Consider the following 15,281-nt stretch of genomic DNA (forward strand, 5'->3'; position numbering starts at 1 on the left):
TACCACTTTCTACTCGTACCCCTGACAATCGGCATGACCTGGAAACTTGGCGTGCTGCTGGCACAGGCATTGGGAATTATCAATGTCATGGGGTAGGAAGCCGAGTACGCTCAGCCCGACAGGGACAAAACATCCCATTAATTGAGCACCTGAATCTAAGCCTTCAGGTAGGAATAAACAGGACCGGGCCGAAGCTGTTTATGTGTCGCGGTCACAACCGTCATCACGGAATCAAGATGCATAAACAACACTTACTGGCTGCCAAGTCCAGTATCAGAGCTGGCGTGTGCGCCCTGATGCTACTCCTGCCCCACACCACCCAGGCTGCCGAAGATCACAGCAGTCAAGCGGTGGACAGTGATATGAATTTTCGCATCGTCGAGGATACCGGACCGAGTATCCGGGACGATGGGGAGTCGACCGCAGACCATAGTAAATTCGAGATCCTGCAGAAGAATTTCAACAACGGTCCGGAAGTGACGGAAGCCTGCCTTTCATGTCACACCGAAGCGGGTCGTCACTTCATGCAGTCGATTCACTGGACCTGGGAGTACGATCATCCAAGCAGCGGCCAGACGCTGGGTAAGAAGACCCTGATCAACACCTTCTGCACCAACGCAAAAGGCAATGAGGGGATGTGCGCTCAATGTCATGCCGGCTATGGCTGGAAGGATGAGAATTTTGATTTCTCCAAACAGGAGAATATCGACTGCCTGGTGTGTCACGACCGAACCGGCAGCTACTACAAAACCCCCAACTCAACCGGTAACAAAGCCTGCTCAATCATGTTTGAGGGCAAAAAACCGATCGAGTGGAGCAAGGTGGCCCAGAGTGTGGGAAAACCTGGGCGGGAAAACTGCGGCTCCTGCCACTTCTATGGCGGTGGTGGTGATGGGGTCAAACATGGCGACCTGGATTCATCCCTGAAGCGACCCAGCCGGGAATTGGATGTGCATATGGACGCCGAAGGTCTCAACTTCGCCTGTACAACCTGCCATGTTACCCGACAGCATATCTGGGCTGGCAGCCGCTATAACGTGATCGCACATGATACCGAGGGATTGGGTCTGCCCGGTGAGCGTCGGGATGTGGCCACATGCGAATCCTGCCATAGTGAAGCGCCTCACAACTACAGCTCACTGGTCGGCATTAAGCTAAACGGTCATACCGATAAAATCGCCTGTCAGACCTGTCATATCCCAACCATCGCCCGCGGTGGCGTTGCCACCATGGTGGACTGGGACTGGCGTACTGCGGGTAAAACCAAGGATGGCGCCGGCTTCAAGGAGAAAAACTACACCCAGGCCAATGGTGCCCATCGGGCCACCTATAAATCGATCAAGGGCAGCTTTGAATACGCGGAAAACCTGGCACCCCATTACGATTGGTTTGACGGCCAGATGAACTACACCACCATCGAAACCAAATTCGATCCCAGCCAGGGACCGGTTGAGATCAACGGCTATCAGGGTAGCCACAACGACGGCAAATCCCGCATCTGGCCGTTCAAACGCATGCATACCATCCAGCCCTATGACAAAGGCAACAACACCATGGTCTATATGCACCTGTGGGGTGAAGACGATGACGCCTATTGGGGCAACTACGATTTCGGCCGGGCCATCAAGGTGGGGATGAAAAAGAACAATGTACCCTACAGCGGTGAGTTCGATTTCGTCGAGACCTACTCATTCTGGCCAATCACCCACATGGTGGCCCCTAAAGAGGACGCCATGGGATGTGCCGACTGCCATAGCAGGGAGGGACGGCTGGCGGATCTGAACGGTTTTTACATGCCTGGGCGGGACAGCTTCGGCTGGCTCGATATTCTGGGTTATCTCGCACTCGGCGGTGCCTTGCTTGGGGTACTGCTGCATGCCCTGTTGCGCAAGATCTTCAGCAAGAAACTATCACAGGGAGGTGCACAATGAGCAGTCAAACCAACAACTCAAGCCACAACACCAAGATCAAGACACGGGGTGAAAAACACTATGTCATGATCTACACCCGTTACGAGCGCTTCTGGCACTGGTCTCAGGCGATACTGATTTTCACCCTGTTCTACACCGGACTGGGCCTGCACGGCACCCATAGCCTGCTCGATTTTCAGACCGCTGTGGTGATCCATACCTACGGTGCATTGGCGTTGATCGTGCTCTGGATCTTCACCACCTTCTGGAATTTCACCACCGGCCAATGGCGGCAATATCTGTTCAAAGAAGGTGTACTGAAGGTAATCCGATTTTATGCCTACGGCATTCTTGCCGGTGAACCTCACCCTTACAAGAAAGGACTGCAAAGGAAACAGAATGCCCTCCAGTCGATGGCCTATATGGCGTTCATGGTGCTGATCGGTCCCGCCCTCTGGGCCTCCGGCATCATCTACCTGGTGTACGACCTGTGGAGCGGCCATAGCTGGTCGGCTGATGGCTTGACTCTGATCGCCTTCATCCATACCGCGGCGGCATTCCTGATGGGTACCTTTGTGATCATCCATATCTACATGACCACAACCGGCAAGACACCCACCCACTACATCAAGACCATGATGACCGGTTACGACAACATCGAGTTGACCGAAGCCGAGATCGCCTACATCGAAGAGACTCATGCAATTGCCATGAAGGATGAACCATAGCCTGACGGGCCGTAGAACGGCCACTGGCTGAGGCCAAGGAGGGCAGAGTGCTTCAGGCTGCAGAGCCAGACACTCATTGACGGCTGTCGGCCTAAGGGTTGAGCGCGTCACTTGCCCTGCGCAATCAATCGACTCGAGAGGACAGAGTGCCTTTGTTGCCGCCAGTCGGGTCAAGCAGCGTCTGCAGGGTCAGATAGCCACTATGCCCGGATGCTGGAATACCATCGAAGCTTACCGGCCGATCACCGACCGACAAGCCAAAAAAGTCTCCCTTTCAACACCCGCAACAGAGTCTAATGGTGACCCGCCAGACAATGCGGGATAGAATCACGCTTTTTTCACACTTAAGGCTGAATGCTACTCATGCGTACTTCCCAGTTTCCACTCCACACCGTCAAGGAGACCCCGGCGGATGCCGAAACCGCCAGCCACCAGTTGATGCTGCGTGCCGGTCTGATCAGAAAACTGGCATCCGGACTCTACACTTGGCTGCCCCTGGGCTTACGGGTGCTGCGTAAAGTTGAACGGATCGTTCGCCAGGAGATGAACCGGGCGGGCGCCCTCGAGGTGTTGATGCCGACGATTCAACCTGCAGAGCTGTGGCAGGAGTCGGGCCGTTGGGAACAGTATGGCCCGGAGTTACTGCGTCTTCATGATCGCCATCAGCGGGATTTCTGCTATGGCCCCACCCATGAAGAGATCATTACCGACCTGGCGCGCAATGAACTGCGCAGCTATAAACAGCTACCGGTCAACTTCTATCAGATCCAGACCAAATTTCGCGATGAGGTCCGTCCCAGGTTCGGTGTCATGCGTGCCCGGGAATTTCTCATGAAGGATGCCTACTCCTTCCATCTCGATCAGTCGTCACTGCAACAGACCTACGATCAGATGCATCAGGCCTACAGCCGTATCTTCTCCCGCTGCGGACTCGATTTCCGTCCGGTGGCCGCTGACACCGGCAGCATCGGTGGCAACGCCTCCCACGAGTTTCATGTACTGGCCGAGTCCGGAGAGGATGCGATCGCATTTTCCAGTGGCAGTGACTATGCGGCAAATATTGAGCTGGCGGAAGCGGTCGCGGTGGCGCAGGCAAACAGCGACGGGGATCAGCCGATGTCTCTGGTGGATACGCCAGATGCGAAAACCATTCAAGAGCTGGTGGAGCAGTTCGACCAAGCGATCGACCACACGGTGAAAACCCTGGTCGTCAAAGCGGCCGAGGAGAGTGATTCGAGCTTGATCGCCCTGCTGGTCAGAGGAGACCACGAACTGAATGAGATCAAGGCGGAAAAGCTTGAAGAGGTCGCCACACCCCTCTGTTTCGCCACCGAGGAGGAGATCCGCGAAAGCCTGGGAGCCGGCCCCGGATCACTGGGTCCGGTCAATCTGCCGATACCCATCATTGTGGATCGCAGTGTGGCACAGATGAAAGACTTCAGCGCCGGCGCCAATCAGGATGGCAAACATCTGTTTCACATCCAGTGGGGACGGGACCTCGAACAACCTGCCAGGGTTGCCGACCTGCGTAATGTCCAGGCAGGGGATCCGAGTCCGGATGGTCAGGGCACACTGACCATTGCCCGGGGCATCGAGGTCGGCCATATCTTCCAGCTCGGGGACAAATACAGCCAGGCGCTGAATGCCACAGTGCTGGACGAGAACGGCAAGGCCGTGGTGATGACCATGGGGTGTTACGGTATCGGCGTCACCCGGGTGGTGGCCGCCGCGATCGAACAGCATCATGACGACCGGGGTATAAGCTGGCCGACCTCACTGGCCCCGTTTCAGGTGGCGCTCTGCCCAATGAAAATGAGTAAGTCTGAACGGGTCAAGAAGACGGTGGAAAAACTCTATGAGCAGCTGAATGCTGTCGGCATTGAGGTGTTGCTGGATGATCGTGACGTCAGACCCGGCTTTATGTTTGCCGATATGGAACTGATCGGCATACCCCATCGAATCGTGGTTGGCGACAAATCCCTCGACCAGGGCCAGGTGGAATATCGGGGGCGCGGTGATTCGGAAAACCAGTTCATTCCTGTGACGGACATCGTCAATCACATAAGCTCAGTGTTAATGAATAGATAATTTGAACAACAATTACATCAGAGCGATTGACACAACCCTATCCGAACTAGGACACTACGGGGTTTTTCCGCCCCGGCCGGGTGGATCGCTAAATTGAGAGGCATGAGCAGAATGACCAAACAGAGTTCTTTTAACCGCGATGAGTTGTTGAGTTGCGGCAGCGGCGATATGTTTGGCCCGGGCAATGCACAACTGCCTACCCCGAATATGCTGATGATGGATCGCGTCACCAAGATTGCAGATCAGGGTGGTGAGTTCGGCAAGGGGGAGATCCAGGCGGAGCTGGATATCAATCCCGATTTATGGTTTTTTGATTGCCATTTCCCCGGAGACCCGGTAATGCCTGGCTGTCTGGGCCTGGATGCCATGTGGCAGCTGGTCGGTTTCTTTCTTGCCTGGATCGGCAATCCGGGCCACGGTCGGGCATTGGGCGTAGGCGAGGTTAAGTTTACCGGTCAGGTATTGCCCTCAGCCAAGTCAGTCACCTACCAGATCGACGTCAAACGGGTCATTACCCGGAAGCTGGTACTTGGTGTGGCCGACGGTGTCATGAAGGTCGATGGCCGGGAGATCTATACCGCCAAGGATCTGCGGGTCGGGCTGTTCACCTCGACCGACAATTTTTAGTGTTAGCCACCTCTTCCCAGCTAAAATTCCACGGCATAAGGTGTAACGATCCGTCAGAGTATCAAACACGCCTCGAAGCCTAGTGCGGTGTAACATATAAACTGTACCAATCAGCGAGAGGCGCGATGAAGAGCCAATGGAACCCAACTGAAGCGGCGGCCTGCGAAAATGAGTTGTCGCTACGGGTCTACACCTCCCGCTTACTCGGTTCAGATCCCACGCTGGTACTTCATGGTGGCGGTAACACCTCCGTCAAGATCGTGGAGCCGGACCTGTTCGGAGAGGATCAGCAGATCCTCTACGTCAAAGGCAGTGGCTGGGATCTGGCCAGCATCGAAGCGCCTGGGTTCACCCCGGTGCGTATGGATCACCTGTTACGCCTTGCTCAGCTTGAGTCCCTCAGTGACAGTGAGATGGTCAACCAGCTGAAGACCCATCAGACCCTGGCGAGCGCACCTACCCCCTCGGTTGAAGCCATTCTGCATGCCGTGTTGCCTTACAAATATGTGGATCACACCCATGCGGATGCAATCATCACCCTGACCAATACCCCTCAGGGCGAGCAGCGCATCAGAGAGCTCTATCAGCAACGGGTCGTCGTCATCCCCTATGTGATGCCGGGCTTTGATCTGGCGCGTACGGTGGCCGAGCAATTTTCCCAGCAGGCGAACGATCAGACCCTGGGTATGGTGTTGATGAATCATGGCATTTTCAGCTTTGGCGATGACGCCAGACAATCCTATGAAAGGATGATCCAGCTGGTCGACGAAGCAGAACAATACCTGCAAAAAAACAGTGCCTGGGAGATCTCCCCACAGCTGCAGCAGAGCGAAGTCCAGCCGCAACGCCTGGCCCGCTTGCGCAAGGAGATCTCCGATGTCGCCGGCACCCCGATGATCCTGCAGAGCCACCGCACAGAGCAGGTGCTCAGCTTCTGCCAGCGCGCCGACCTTGAGCAGATCGCCAGCCGTGGGCCGGCCACTCCGGATCATGTGCTGCGCACCAAACAACTGCCGATGATCGGCTGTGAAGTGATCGACTATGTTGGCAACTATCAACGCTATTTCGAACAACATGCACCACTTGCCCGCACCCCGGTGGAGATGCTCGATCCGGCGCCGAGGGTGGTGCTTGATCCCGATCTAGGCATGCTCAGCGTTGGAAAAAACAGTGCTCAGGCAAGCATCGTGGCTGATATCTATCGGCATACCATGAGCATCATTCAACGGGCGGAGATGTTGGATCAATGGCAAGCCCTGTCGAGCCAGGACATTTTTGATGTGGAGTACTGGGAACTGGAGCAGGCCAAGCTGCGCAAGGCCGGTAGTGCGCCCGCTTTCCAGGGTGAAGTGGCACTGATCACCGGTGCTGCATCCGGCATCGGCAAAGCCTGCGCAGCCTCCATGTTACAACGGGGTGCTGCGGTGGTGGGACTCGACCGGAATCCGGCGATCACTCAGCTGTTTTCCGAGCAGGCCTTTCTCGGCATTCAATGCGATGTTACCGATACCCTGGCACTGCAACAGGCACTTTCAGACACCTGCTTGAAATTCGGCGGCCTCGACATGCTGGTGCTGAATGCGGGTATCTTCCCGTCCGGCTGTGATATTGCCGAACTTGAAGATGCCAACTGGCGTCAGGTAATGCAGGTCAACCTGGATGCCAATCTGGCCCTGTTGCGGGAGTCACACCCCTATCTCAAATCCGCCGCCAGGCAGGGACGGGTGGTGGTCATTGGCTCAAAGAATGTTCCTGCGCCCGGACAAGGTGCGGCAGCCTACTCCGCCTCCAAGGCAGCACTCAACCAGCTGGCCAGAATCATTGCCATGGAGTGGGCCAGGGACAATATCCGAATCAACAGCCTGCATCCTGATGCGGTCTTCGACACCGGTATCTGGACACCTGAGGTACTGGAGATCCGAGCCAAACACTATGACCTGTCGGTGGAAGCGTATAAAAAACGCAATCTGCTGGGGTGTGAGATAACCAGCCATGATGTGGCTGAGTTGGTAGCGGAACTCTGTGATCTGCGATTCAGTAAAACCACTGGCGCCCAGATTCCCATCGACGGAGGAAATGACCGGGTCATCTGAGTTTGTTTTTGATCGCTCAGTCAGTGGCCGGGTGGTGAGGACTCAGCCGACAGCCAACTCCACGGTCGGCTCTCCCTCCACCAGAGTGACCCCATTCAGATCACTGGCCCTGATCGATTTCCCCAGCAGTTCAACAGCCCGGGGTCTGGGAAAGCTCTTGCGCCAGGCCATGGCGATACAGCGTTTGGGCGATTCCTGAGTCAATGGACGGGTAGTCAACAGATCCCAGCGCAGCGACTCCCCGCCAATGGCGGAATCGGGCAGGATCGAGATCCCGATGCCGCTGGCCACCATGTAACGGATGGTCTCCAGCGATCCGCCTTCAAGACTCTTCTGCAGACTGACTTCTCCGTTGGTGTGTTGCAGACATCCGGGACAGATCGCTTTCACCTGCTCCCGGAAGCAGTGGCCTTCACCGAGAATCAATACCGACTCCTGCTCCAACTGGTCCACTGAGATGGTTTCGTGTGCGGCCAGCGGATGATTGACCCGCATCAGCACAGAGAAGGACTCCTCATAGAGTGGTCTGGTGACGATCCCGGGCTCCTCATAGGGTTGCGAGATCACCACCACATCGAGCTCTCCCTGCTTCAGCTGCTCAGTTAGATTCGCAGTAAAATTCTCTTTGATAATCAGGCTCATATGCCCTGCACGGGAATTCAGAACAGGTATCAGTTTGGGAAACAGATAGGGGCCGACGGTGTAGATGGCGCCGACCCGCAGGGGGCCATCCAGCTGATCCACGCTCTGGCTGGCGAGTTGCCGGATGGTTCCGGCCTCTTCCAATACCCGCTGGGCCTGGGCCACAATGCGCTCTCCCGCTGCCGTCAGTGAGACCTCACCCTGCCCCCGTTCAAATAGCCCGACTCCCAACTCCTCTTCCAGCTTCTTAACTGCTACGCTGAGTGTAGGCTGGCTGACGTAACAAGCCTCGGCCGCGTGGCCAAAGTGTCGTTTCTGGGCCACAGCAACGATGTATCGTAGTTCATTAAGCGTCATAATCTATATTGTAGACGAGGCAATAGAAAAAATTAATTGGCGTAAAACTGTTAACCTATCAACAGAATTCGACGCAGAATGTGGAACAATTCCTAAGTTTAGGACATTGAAGCAAAATATCAGTTTTAGATTTGATGATTCCTGATCTAATATTATGACAATATAATAATGATCATCCTGCTGGGGCCTGGAGAATCAAATTGCTCGTCAGCTTGAAAAACATAAAGATGAAACGCTCTATGAGTAGCCATCCCGACAACAAGCCAGAAATATTCCGGCAAATGCCTGCTGATGGATTGAACGTACTTCAGATCACGGATTGTCATCTCTATGCGGACCCTTCACGCTGTCTGCTGGGTATCAATACCCTTGAAACATTCGACCAGATCCTGGAACAGGCATTGCGGGAGGCGGGCAGACCCGACCTGATCATGGCCACCGGCGACCTGGTGCATGACGCCTCCGACAGTGGCTACAAAAGGTTGCTCGGCAGATTCAAACTGACCGAAATCCCAACCTACTGTCTGCCCGGTAATCATGACCAGCCAGGAAAAATGACTCAGCTGCTGAACCAGGACAATGTTCACTGTATCCCCAGTGTGCAGTCCAAAGGCTGGTCGCTGGTGTTTCTCGATTCCACCATTCCGGGCAGTGACGGCGGCCGCATCGATAAGAAGCAGATGGCCCTGCTGAAACAACTTCTCGAACAACATCCGGACAAACACACCCTGATCTCCATGCACCACCACCCACTGCCAGTGGGCAGCCGCTGGATGGATACCATGGTATTGGAGCAACCTCAGGCCTTCTTTGATTTGCTGCAGAAGCACCCCCAGGTGAAGGGTATACTCTGCGGTCATATCCATCAGAATTTTGAAACCACCTACCGGGGTCTGAAAATTCTCGGCAGCCCCTCGACCTGCGTACAATTCACCGCCGGTGAAGATGACTTTGCCATCGATCCGGCTCCCCCCGGGTATCGCTGGTTGAGTCTGCAGGCTGATGGTGAAGTCGTCAGCGGTCTGAATGCCCTCCCGGAGATCCCCTCGGGACTCGATCTGGCTTCCATGGGTTACTGAAACCACTTCAATCCAGCCTGATAGGCACCTCACCTGTAACCTTCATCGCCTCATCGCTATGGCCAATACGTAGCGCCATCAGCTCCACCCCAGACTTTTGCACCACCTGCCGCAACAACTGACCATACTCCGGATCAATATGGTCCGCCGGTTTGAAACAGTCACCTTCAGGGCGATTCAGTGCATAGATCATCACACCCCGCTGTCCCGCATCGCATAACTGGGCCAGTTGCTGCAGATGTTTGCGTCCGCGGGTTGTCACCGCATCAGGAAAACAGAGGCAATCCTGCTCCCATAAGGTGACGTTTTTCACTTCAATCCAGACATCCTGCCTCTCTCCACCCGGCAGCATAAAATCAAATCTGGAGCGTACTCCCTGACTCTGATGAGCGACTTCACGTCTGACCTCGGGATAATCAGAGAACGGCGCCAACGCCCCAGACCGAAGCGCCTCCTCGATGACCGGATTGGTTCGACCGGTATGGACCCCGATCCAACCCTGCCCCATATCCACCCGTTCCAGGGTCCAGGGGAGTTTTCGGCGAGGGTTGTCGCTGTGACTGATCTGTACCGCTGCCCCCGGTTCCCAACATCCCGACATACTGCCGGTATTTGGGCAGTGCACGGTAATCACCTCACCACCCGAGAGTTCCACATCGGCCAGAAATCGTTTGTATCGTTTGATGATATGGCCATCGGTCAAAGGCGGCAGGCGCATTTCTCAATCTCCAGGGTAAATAATTCGGACTATGCCGGGTTTATCGCCAATCCGCTTGGTGTATTATCATGTAGGAATAAGATGTGGTAGTAATATCGTAAAAAACAATAAGTACCACATGCCGATAAAACGACCACCCCACCAGAGGTATCACAACATGAGACGTTTGAAATGGCTTTCACTTTGCACACTGATCATCCTGGGATCTACGGATCTTCATGCTGAAGGGGATACCCGGCAGTTCAATGTCAATCCAGGCAACATGATGGGTGGCATGATGAACCCGATGCGCAACATGTTCGGTGGCTATGACAGAAACCAGGGAGGTTATTACGACAACTACGACGCACCCTACTATGCCCCCCAGGCCTATCCCTACTACCCCCAGGGATATGGCGCCTATCCAGGCACAAGCTACCCTCAGGCTCCGGCTGGTTATGCAGCGCCATCAACCCAGTATCCAGCCAACCCCGCTTATCAGCAGCCCAGCCAACCAGCACCGCAGACTCCCGCCTACCAGCAGCAGGCCGCTCCCGTCTATCAACAGCCACAACCGGCGATGCCACAGGCAACCCCCTACGCCAACGCGCCCCAGGAGCAGTTCCAGTTCCGACCCATGGATCAACCATCGACGATGCAGAGTTTGGCTCAGCCAACCACCCCCACCTATGCTCAACCTCAGATTGCCGAACCTCAAGGTGGCTCAGCTTACTACGGCAACCCTGCACCATCTGCCGCCCAGGGATACCAGCAACAAACCCAGGTTCCCGTTGATCCAACCATGAAGTTCAGACCCCTGGACCAACCCGGTTACTCTCAATAGTGGCTACCGGTCAGCTGGAAAAAACTGACCCAACGAAGCTAACGGCCGGCCGAATCACGCGGCATCACAGCCTGCCATCAATGAGCGCTGGCAGGGATCAAGGCGCAACTTTGAATTCCTATTGATCCGGAAGCTTGTCTGCTGGCCTTAGTGTCCATTTAGGAGACGCTAGGACCTGTTAGCACAAATTAACCTATGGTGAAGTCACCATAGTTATGCTGATCGAGCACCTCACAGGAGACTCCGGAAACGCTGGCGCCTGAAGGCCCCTTACGCAGCCAATCCTTGAGTTCATCCAAGGCATCAGCACGGCCACAGGCAACGACTTCCACACGCCCGTCACTCAGGTTCTTGGCAAACCCGGTAATCCCCAATCGCTGGGCTTCATGCCTGGCGGAAGCCCGATAGAAGACTCCCTGCACCCGACCACCAACAAAACACCGCACACAGATCTCTCCGGTGCTGTTTCGATCACTCATCTGCTATCCTCAATACAGCCTTCTCACCAGCCCGGATCACCACCGACTCGGGCGGTTGAAAAGTCGCTTCAAGCCGATATCGGGCACCATTCGCATCTTCAGCTACCGGCTTCAGACCCACTCTGGAAATCTCACCGTTCAACCATTGACCTCGCACGCCGATCTGCACGCTAATGCCCGGCTTCAGGGCATCAGCCTGCTGAACAGTGACATCAGTAGTGACCTTCATTCGCCCGGTGTGACAAAGATTGAGCAGCGACTGTGCCTGCTGGCGGTTTACTACCGCCTGGCCGGGCTGGACGTGGATCTCCTCTACAATACCATCAAACGGCGCGGTGATACGGCTGTAATCGATATGCAATCGAACCTTGGCCAGTTGCGCATCCGCCTCCCGAAAAGCCGCATCAGACTCTGCCGCTTCGATCTCAGCCTGCTTACGCTCATGGTCGGACAGCAGTGTTCGATCGTAGAGTTCAAGCGAGCGATCCAACTCTCTTTTAGCCTCCGCATTCTGCTGCGTAGCCGCCTCCAGTCTCGACTCGGCGGCTGCCAGGCGGCTTGTATAGACCCGCTGGTCCAGTTCGATCAGTATGGTTCCGCGACTGACCTTCTCGCCCACCCCGACATTCACACGACTGACCATGCCATCCACTGTAGTACTCAGCTCAACCTGCTGATACCAGTTGGTCACCGCTTCCAGTTCCAGGGCCACAGACTGTCCACTGAACAACAGACAGATTATCATCAGCACCCTCATGACTACCCCCCCTTACACTTATTAGATTTTATCCACTTACCCAGCCAGGCCACCACTCGTCAGCCACGACAAACTTACTGGGATAACAGAATCTCTGTTGCGGCTGAAAAAACCACTCAACTGTGGCAAGTCAATGGTTGACTAAACTGCCGTCCTGTTCAAGGCCGGTACAGGCCTTTACGCTCAGGCCCTAAGGCTTCCCGGTACCGGTTTGCTGTTCCAGCAAGCCACCCGTCAATGCCTTGAGGTGGGCCAACGCCAACTGTATTTGATAAGTATTCTTCGCCTGCTGGAACTGGATATCGGCAATCTGGGTCATCGAGTCACCCAAATCTGAAGAGAGATCGAGCTCATACAGGGTGCGACTGCGATCCAGGTAGAGATCCCTGTAATCCCCGGTGACACTGATCTCCTCTCCGGCCACGCGCAGTTGATTGAGTTCCATCCAATAGTCCAGAACCTGCTGTCGAAGGGCAAGCTCATAAGCCGCCAGCTCAGCCTGCTTCTGTTGCACTCTGGCCCGCTGTCTGGCGGTATCCGCGTCCACACGACTACCCTGATAGAGAGGCACTTCAAACACCAGCGCTGCGGTCAGCGGATTCCGTCCACCAAGTTTCCGCTCATAGGCCGCCGCCTCCAGCTGGGCACGAATCACTGGATTGCTTTCCGATTCACTCGCCTGCAGCTGCTTTTGTGCCGCCTGAAGCTCCGCTCTCAGTTTCTGCATCCCCGGATTACCGGTCAACGCCAAGGCCACCAATTCATCAACATCCCCTACTTCGTCCTGCGCTTCGAAATTGGGCATTTCCAGCTCAGCGGGAAGATCGAGGGGACGGTTCAGACTGATTGCCAACTGGGAGCGGGTGATACGCTGACGGTTACCGCTCAACGTCACCTTTCTTCTGCTTTGCTGGTAGCGGCTTTCAAGCTCAAGCATCTCCACGTCGGAGACCCTGCCGAGCTCATTTTTGGTTCTAGCCCGATCGAAGCGGATGTAGTCGATCGACAGAGCCTCGGTGTCGCGGGCATTCTCCAGATCGGCCAGCAGCACATTGAAGTAGCGGGCCATGACATCGAGCCTGCGCTGCTGACGTACCGCCATAAGCTGCCAGCGACGGGACTCCAGATCCGCATCCGCAGCTTCCAGGGCGTGCGCGGTGCGTCCAAAATCGTACAGCTGTTTACTGATTTTGAGCCTTGCCAGGCTGTCGTTGTGGGTCTGATAGACGGCGATTTCCGAGGGCTCGATGGCACGCAGTTCGGCACTCAGGTCGACACGCAGATCATCTTGTGAATCGGCCTGGTGTCTGGCGGCTTCAGCCTGGGCCAGGTCTGCATCAGCCAGTGTGCGATCCGGATGTTCCGCATCGGCCAGACTCAGGGCATACTCCAGCGTCAGCGGGGAAGGCAGGGGCTCCACCGCCATTGCCCAGCCGCAAATCGTGCTCAGCAGAAACAGCAGCAATCGCCAGCAACAGGCTCTGTTCGACAACCTAACCACTACTTGCGCATTTCCTTTTTCTTGGCTCTTTTGTACCGGGAAAAGTTGGTCGACTTGTAGTGGCCGTCCACAACGAACTCACCCAGCCACATAAACTCATCGGCGCTATTGGTCGCGCCAGTAAAACGGGTCAGCAATTTGCCATCGAGATCAAAAAATGCGAACACCGGAGTTGCTCTTACCTTGAAGTGTCTGAAGGCAAAATCCTTCTCTTTAATCGGATTTCCTTTGAAGTCGGAAATCTCCACATCACCTTCGATATCCACGGTATAGATCTGGAAATGCTGCTGAAAGTAGTCCTGTACCGCCACCTGGTTGAGCACACGGCTCTTCATACGGTGACAAAAGGGACACTCATCCATTTCAAACATGATCAATACACCCTTTTTCCCCTCCTCCCTGGCGACCATCAGCTCTTCACTGAAATCCCCTAGAGATTGATTGAAAAAGTGCTCCCCCGGATCCCGGGTTGCAGCAGATGCCTCGGCAAGCGTCAGGCAGAACAAAACCAGCATCAGGATGGTTCGTATCATCTATCGCTCCTTAGGGCTTGCAAATCACTTGTCCCTAGTTGGTCTCTTCATTTATGAAAGTCTCCAGATCCTCCAGGGTGACCGGTCCAACCTGACGGGCAACCAACTCACCTTGAGGATTAACCAGAAATGAGGTTGGCAGACCGGGTACCCGCCCCAGCTCGGTACGTGCCGCCGGCTTGGTCAACAGGATCGGATAGCTGAGAAACTGTTCGTCGACGAAGGTCTTCAAGCGGTGCGGATCGATACGCTCCATGGCCACACCCAATACCACCGCATCCTTATCTTTGTGATTGTTGTGGAACACCTCCAGTTCCGGCAGCTCCTCGCGACACGGAGGACACCAGGTAGCCCAGTAGTTGACCAGGACCCATTTCCCGCGATAGTCGGAAAGGCGGTAATTTTTGCCATCCAGGCCCGGCAGTTCAAAATCCACCGGCTCGGCTACGACCGGTTGGATAAACAGCCACAATCCACAGATCAACAGGATACGGCTCAGGGGATTGTTGCAATGCATAGATCTCTCCAGTGGATCGGTATTCGTCTAGGGCCTGTTGTCACTCATTCAATCAGCCCTGGTTTGGACGATCTTTCAGACCGCCATTTTCATGCTTAATTCCGATAAGTTCAATTGAGGTAAACCATAATCGACAACCTGAAACGGATCAGAGCTTGAGCAAAGCGCGGGAGGATCCCAGGCTATCCATGGCAGATGTCAATACAGGTACATTCAAGAATTAACCTACTAAAATACAATAACTTTGTCTAAAAAACAGGGGCCTTTCAGAGGGCGCATGAATTATACTTCATCTGTACTACGATCAAATAAACCACTGACAAAAAGACCTATTGCGGGACAATGCTGCGTTGATGATTAATCATCCCTGCAGCAGCCAATAATGATATAGTTTCCGCCAGGGCCTGTTAACAGGCCCTAGTCACCCGC

At 54.9% G+C, this 15,281-nt stretch carries 15 protein-coding genes; 8 read left to right on the forward strand and 7 right to left on the reverse strand.

Features of this window, described 5'->3' with window-relative positions:
• Positions 1 to 236: 236 nt before the first annotated feature.
• From AC4IE8_RS03075 to AC4IE8_RS03100, 6 genes are all read left to right on the forward strand, one after another.
• Entirely contained in the window at positions 237 to 1,931 is a 1,695-nt protein-coding gene (locus AC4IE8_RS03075) for a tetrathionate reductase family octaheme c-type cytochrome (RefSeq protein ID WP_490790295.1), read from the forward strand.
• Positions 1,928 to 2,638 carry a cytochrome b/b6 domain-containing protein gene (locus AC4IE8_RS03080; RefSeq protein ID WP_068987697.1) on the forward strand — a complete coding sequence of 237 codons (711 nt, stop codon included), beginning with the start codon at positions 1,928 to 1,930 and terminating at the stop codon, positions 2,636 to 2,638. The genes AC4IE8_RS03075 and AC4IE8_RS03080 overlap by 4 nt, the downstream gene beginning before the upstream one ends.
• 76 nt (positions 2,639 to 2,714) lie before the next feature.
• Positions 2,715 to 2,963: a hypothetical protein gene (locus tag AC4IE8_RS03085; RefSeq protein ID WP_490790296.1), complete on the forward strand. Its 249-nt coding sequence runs from the start codon at positions 2,715 to 2,717 to the stop codon at positions 2,961 to 2,963.
• 38 nt (positions 2,964 to 3,001) lie between these two features.
• Positions 3,002 to 4,726: a proline--tRNA ligase gene (locus AC4IE8_RS03090; protein ID WP_068988545.1), complete on the forward strand. Its 1,725-nt coding sequence runs from the start codon at positions 3,002 to 3,004 to the stop codon at positions 4,724 to 4,726.
• A 111-nt stretch (positions 4,727 to 4,837) separates the two neighbouring features.
• Positions 4,838 to 5,353: a 3-hydroxyacyl-[acyl-carrier-protein] dehydratase FabA gene (fabA, locus tag AC4IE8_RS03095; RefSeq protein ID WP_068987696.1), complete on the forward strand. Its 516-nt coding sequence runs from the start codon at positions 4,838 to 4,840 to the stop codon at positions 5,351 to 5,353.
• 125 nt (positions 5,354 to 5,478) lie between these two features.
• Positions 5,479 to 7,446: a bifunctional aldolase/short-chain dehydrogenase gene (locus AC4IE8_RS03100; protein WP_068987695.1), complete on the forward strand. Its 1,968-nt coding sequence runs from the start codon at positions 5,479 to 5,481 to the stop codon at positions 7,444 to 7,446.
• A gap of 42 nt (positions 7,447 to 7,488) precedes the next feature.
• Here the strand turns inward: AC4IE8_RS03100 and AC4IE8_RS03105 are convergent, their stop codons facing one another.
• Positions 7,489 to 8,445, reverse strand: a complete 957-nt coding sequence (locus AC4IE8_RS03105; RefSeq protein ID WP_490790297.1) for a hydrogen peroxide-inducible genes activator — start codon at positions 8,443 to 8,445, stop codon at positions 7,489 to 7,491.
• 239 nt (positions 8,446 to 8,684) lie between these two features.
• Here AC4IE8_RS03105 and cpdA point away from each other — a divergent pair, with 239 nt between their 5' ends.
• Positions 8,685 to 9,524 carry a 3',5'-cyclic-AMP phosphodiesterase gene (cpdA, locus tag AC4IE8_RS03110; protein WP_490790298.1) on the forward strand — a complete coding sequence of 280 codons (840 nt, stop codon included), beginning with the start codon at positions 8,685 to 8,687 and terminating at the stop codon, positions 9,522 to 9,524.
• A 7-nt stretch (positions 9,525 to 9,531) separates the two neighbouring features.
• On the opposite strand, the gene sfsA is transcribed toward cpdA, so the two are convergent.
• Complete coding sequence (sfsA, locus tag AC4IE8_RS03115) at positions 9,532 to 10,242, reverse strand: DNA/RNA nuclease SfsA (RefSeq protein ID WP_068987692.1); 711 nt, start codon at positions 10,240 to 10,242, stop codon at positions 9,532 to 9,534.
• 157 nt (positions 10,243 to 10,399) lie between these two features.
• On the opposite strand from sfsA, the gene AC4IE8_RS03120 reads away from it, so the two are divergent.
• The gene (locus AC4IE8_RS03120) at positions 10,400 to 11,065 is read left to right on the forward strand and encodes a hypothetical protein (RefSeq protein ID WP_068987691.1); all 666 of its coding nucleotides are present in this window, start codon (positions 10,400 to 10,402) and stop codon (positions 11,063 to 11,065) included.
• Positions 11,066 to 11,253: 188 nt separating this feature from the next.
• Here the strand turns inward: AC4IE8_RS03120 and AC4IE8_RS03125 are convergent, their stop codons facing one another.
• From AC4IE8_RS03125 to AC4IE8_RS03145, 5 genes are all read right to left on the reverse strand, one after another.
• Entirely contained in the window at positions 11,254 to 11,544 is a 291-nt protein-coding gene (locus AC4IE8_RS03125; protein WP_068987690.1) for an acylphosphatase, read from the reverse strand.
• Positions 11,537 to 12,289: an efflux RND transporter periplasmic adaptor subunit gene (locus AC4IE8_RS03130; RefSeq protein WP_490790299.1), complete on the reverse strand. Its 753-nt coding sequence runs from the start codon at positions 12,287 to 12,289 to the stop codon at positions 11,537 to 11,539. Before AC4IE8_RS03130 ends, AC4IE8_RS03125 begins: the two co-directional genes overlap by 8 nt.
• Positions 12,290 to 12,491: 202 nt before the next feature.
• Positions 12,492 to 13,793 carry a TolC family protein gene (locus AC4IE8_RS03135; protein WP_490790300.1) on the reverse strand — a complete coding sequence of 434 codons (1,302 nt, stop codon included), beginning with the start codon at positions 13,791 to 13,793 and terminating at the stop codon, positions 12,492 to 12,494.
• 8 nt (positions 13,794 to 13,801) lie between these two features.
• Complete coding sequence (locus AC4IE8_RS03140; protein WP_068987687.1) at positions 13,802 to 14,335, reverse strand: thioredoxin family protein; 534 nt, start codon at positions 14,333 to 14,335, stop codon at positions 13,802 to 13,804.
• 34 nt (positions 14,336 to 14,369) lie between these two features.
• A complete protein-coding gene (locus AC4IE8_RS03145; RefSeq protein ID WP_068987686.1) occupies positions 14,370 to 14,852 on the reverse strand; it encodes a peroxiredoxin family protein in 483 nt (160 codons plus the stop codon).
• Between the last annotated feature and the right edge of the window lie 429 nt (positions 14,853 to 15,281).

The sequence above is a fragment of the Candidatus Thiodiazotropha sp. AKAK2 genome, assembly GCF_058244685.1.

What these genes read in the sequence shown, in the direction of transcription:
- AC4IE8_RS03080 (WP_068987697.1), top strand. Translation starts at nt 1,928, where the DNA reads ATGAGCAGTCAAACCAACAACTCAAGCCACAACACCAAGATCAAGACA.
- fabA (WP_068987696.1), top strand. Translation starts at nt 4,838, where the DNA reads ATGACCAAACAGAGTTCTTTTAACCGCGATGAGTTGTTGAGTTGCGGC.
- AC4IE8_RS03100 (WP_068987695.1), top strand. Translation starts at nt 5,479, where the DNA reads ATGAAGAGCCAATGGAACCCAACTGAAGCGGCGGCCTGCGAAAATGAG.
- AC4IE8_RS03125 (WP_068987690.1), bottom strand. Translation starts at nt 11,544, where the DNA reads ATGAGTGATCGAAACAGCACCGGAGAGATCTGTGTGCGGTGTTTTGTT.
- AC4IE8_RS03105 (WP_490790297.1), bottom strand. Translation starts at nt 8,445, where the DNA reads ATGACGCTTAATGAACTACGATACATCGTTGCTGTGGCCCAGAAACGA.
- AC4IE8_RS03130 (WP_490790299.1), bottom strand. Translation starts at nt 12,289, where the DNA reads ATGATAATCTGTCTGTTGTTCAGTGGACAGTCTGTGGCCCTGGAACTG.
- AC4IE8_RS03090 (WP_068988545.1), top strand. Translation starts at nt 3,002, where the DNA reads ATGCGTACTTCCCAGTTTCCACTCCACACCGTCAAGGAGACCCCGGCG.
- AC4IE8_RS03145 (WP_068987686.1), bottom strand. Translation starts at nt 14,852, where the DNA reads ATGCATTGCAACAATCCCCTGAGCCGTATCCTGTTGATCTGTGGATTG.
- sfsA (WP_068987692.1), bottom strand. Translation starts at nt 10,242, where the DNA reads ATGCGCCTGCCGCCTTTGACCGATGGCCATATCATCAAACGATACAAA.
- AC4IE8_RS03075 (WP_490790295.1), top strand. Translation starts at nt 237, where the DNA reads ATGCATAAACAACACTTACTGGCTGCCAAGTCCAGTATCAGAGCTGGC.
- AC4IE8_RS03120 (WP_068987691.1), top strand. Translation starts at nt 10,400, where the DNA reads ATGAGACGTTTGAAATGGCTTTCACTTTGCACACTGATCATCCTGGGA.
- cpdA (WP_490790298.1), top strand. Translation starts at nt 8,685, where the DNA reads ATGAGTAGCCATCCCGACAACAAGCCAGAAATATTCCGGCAAATGCCT.
- AC4IE8_RS03140 (WP_068987687.1), bottom strand. Translation starts at nt 14,335, where the DNA reads ATGATACGAACCATCCTGATGCTGGTTTTGTTCTGCCTGACGCTTGCC.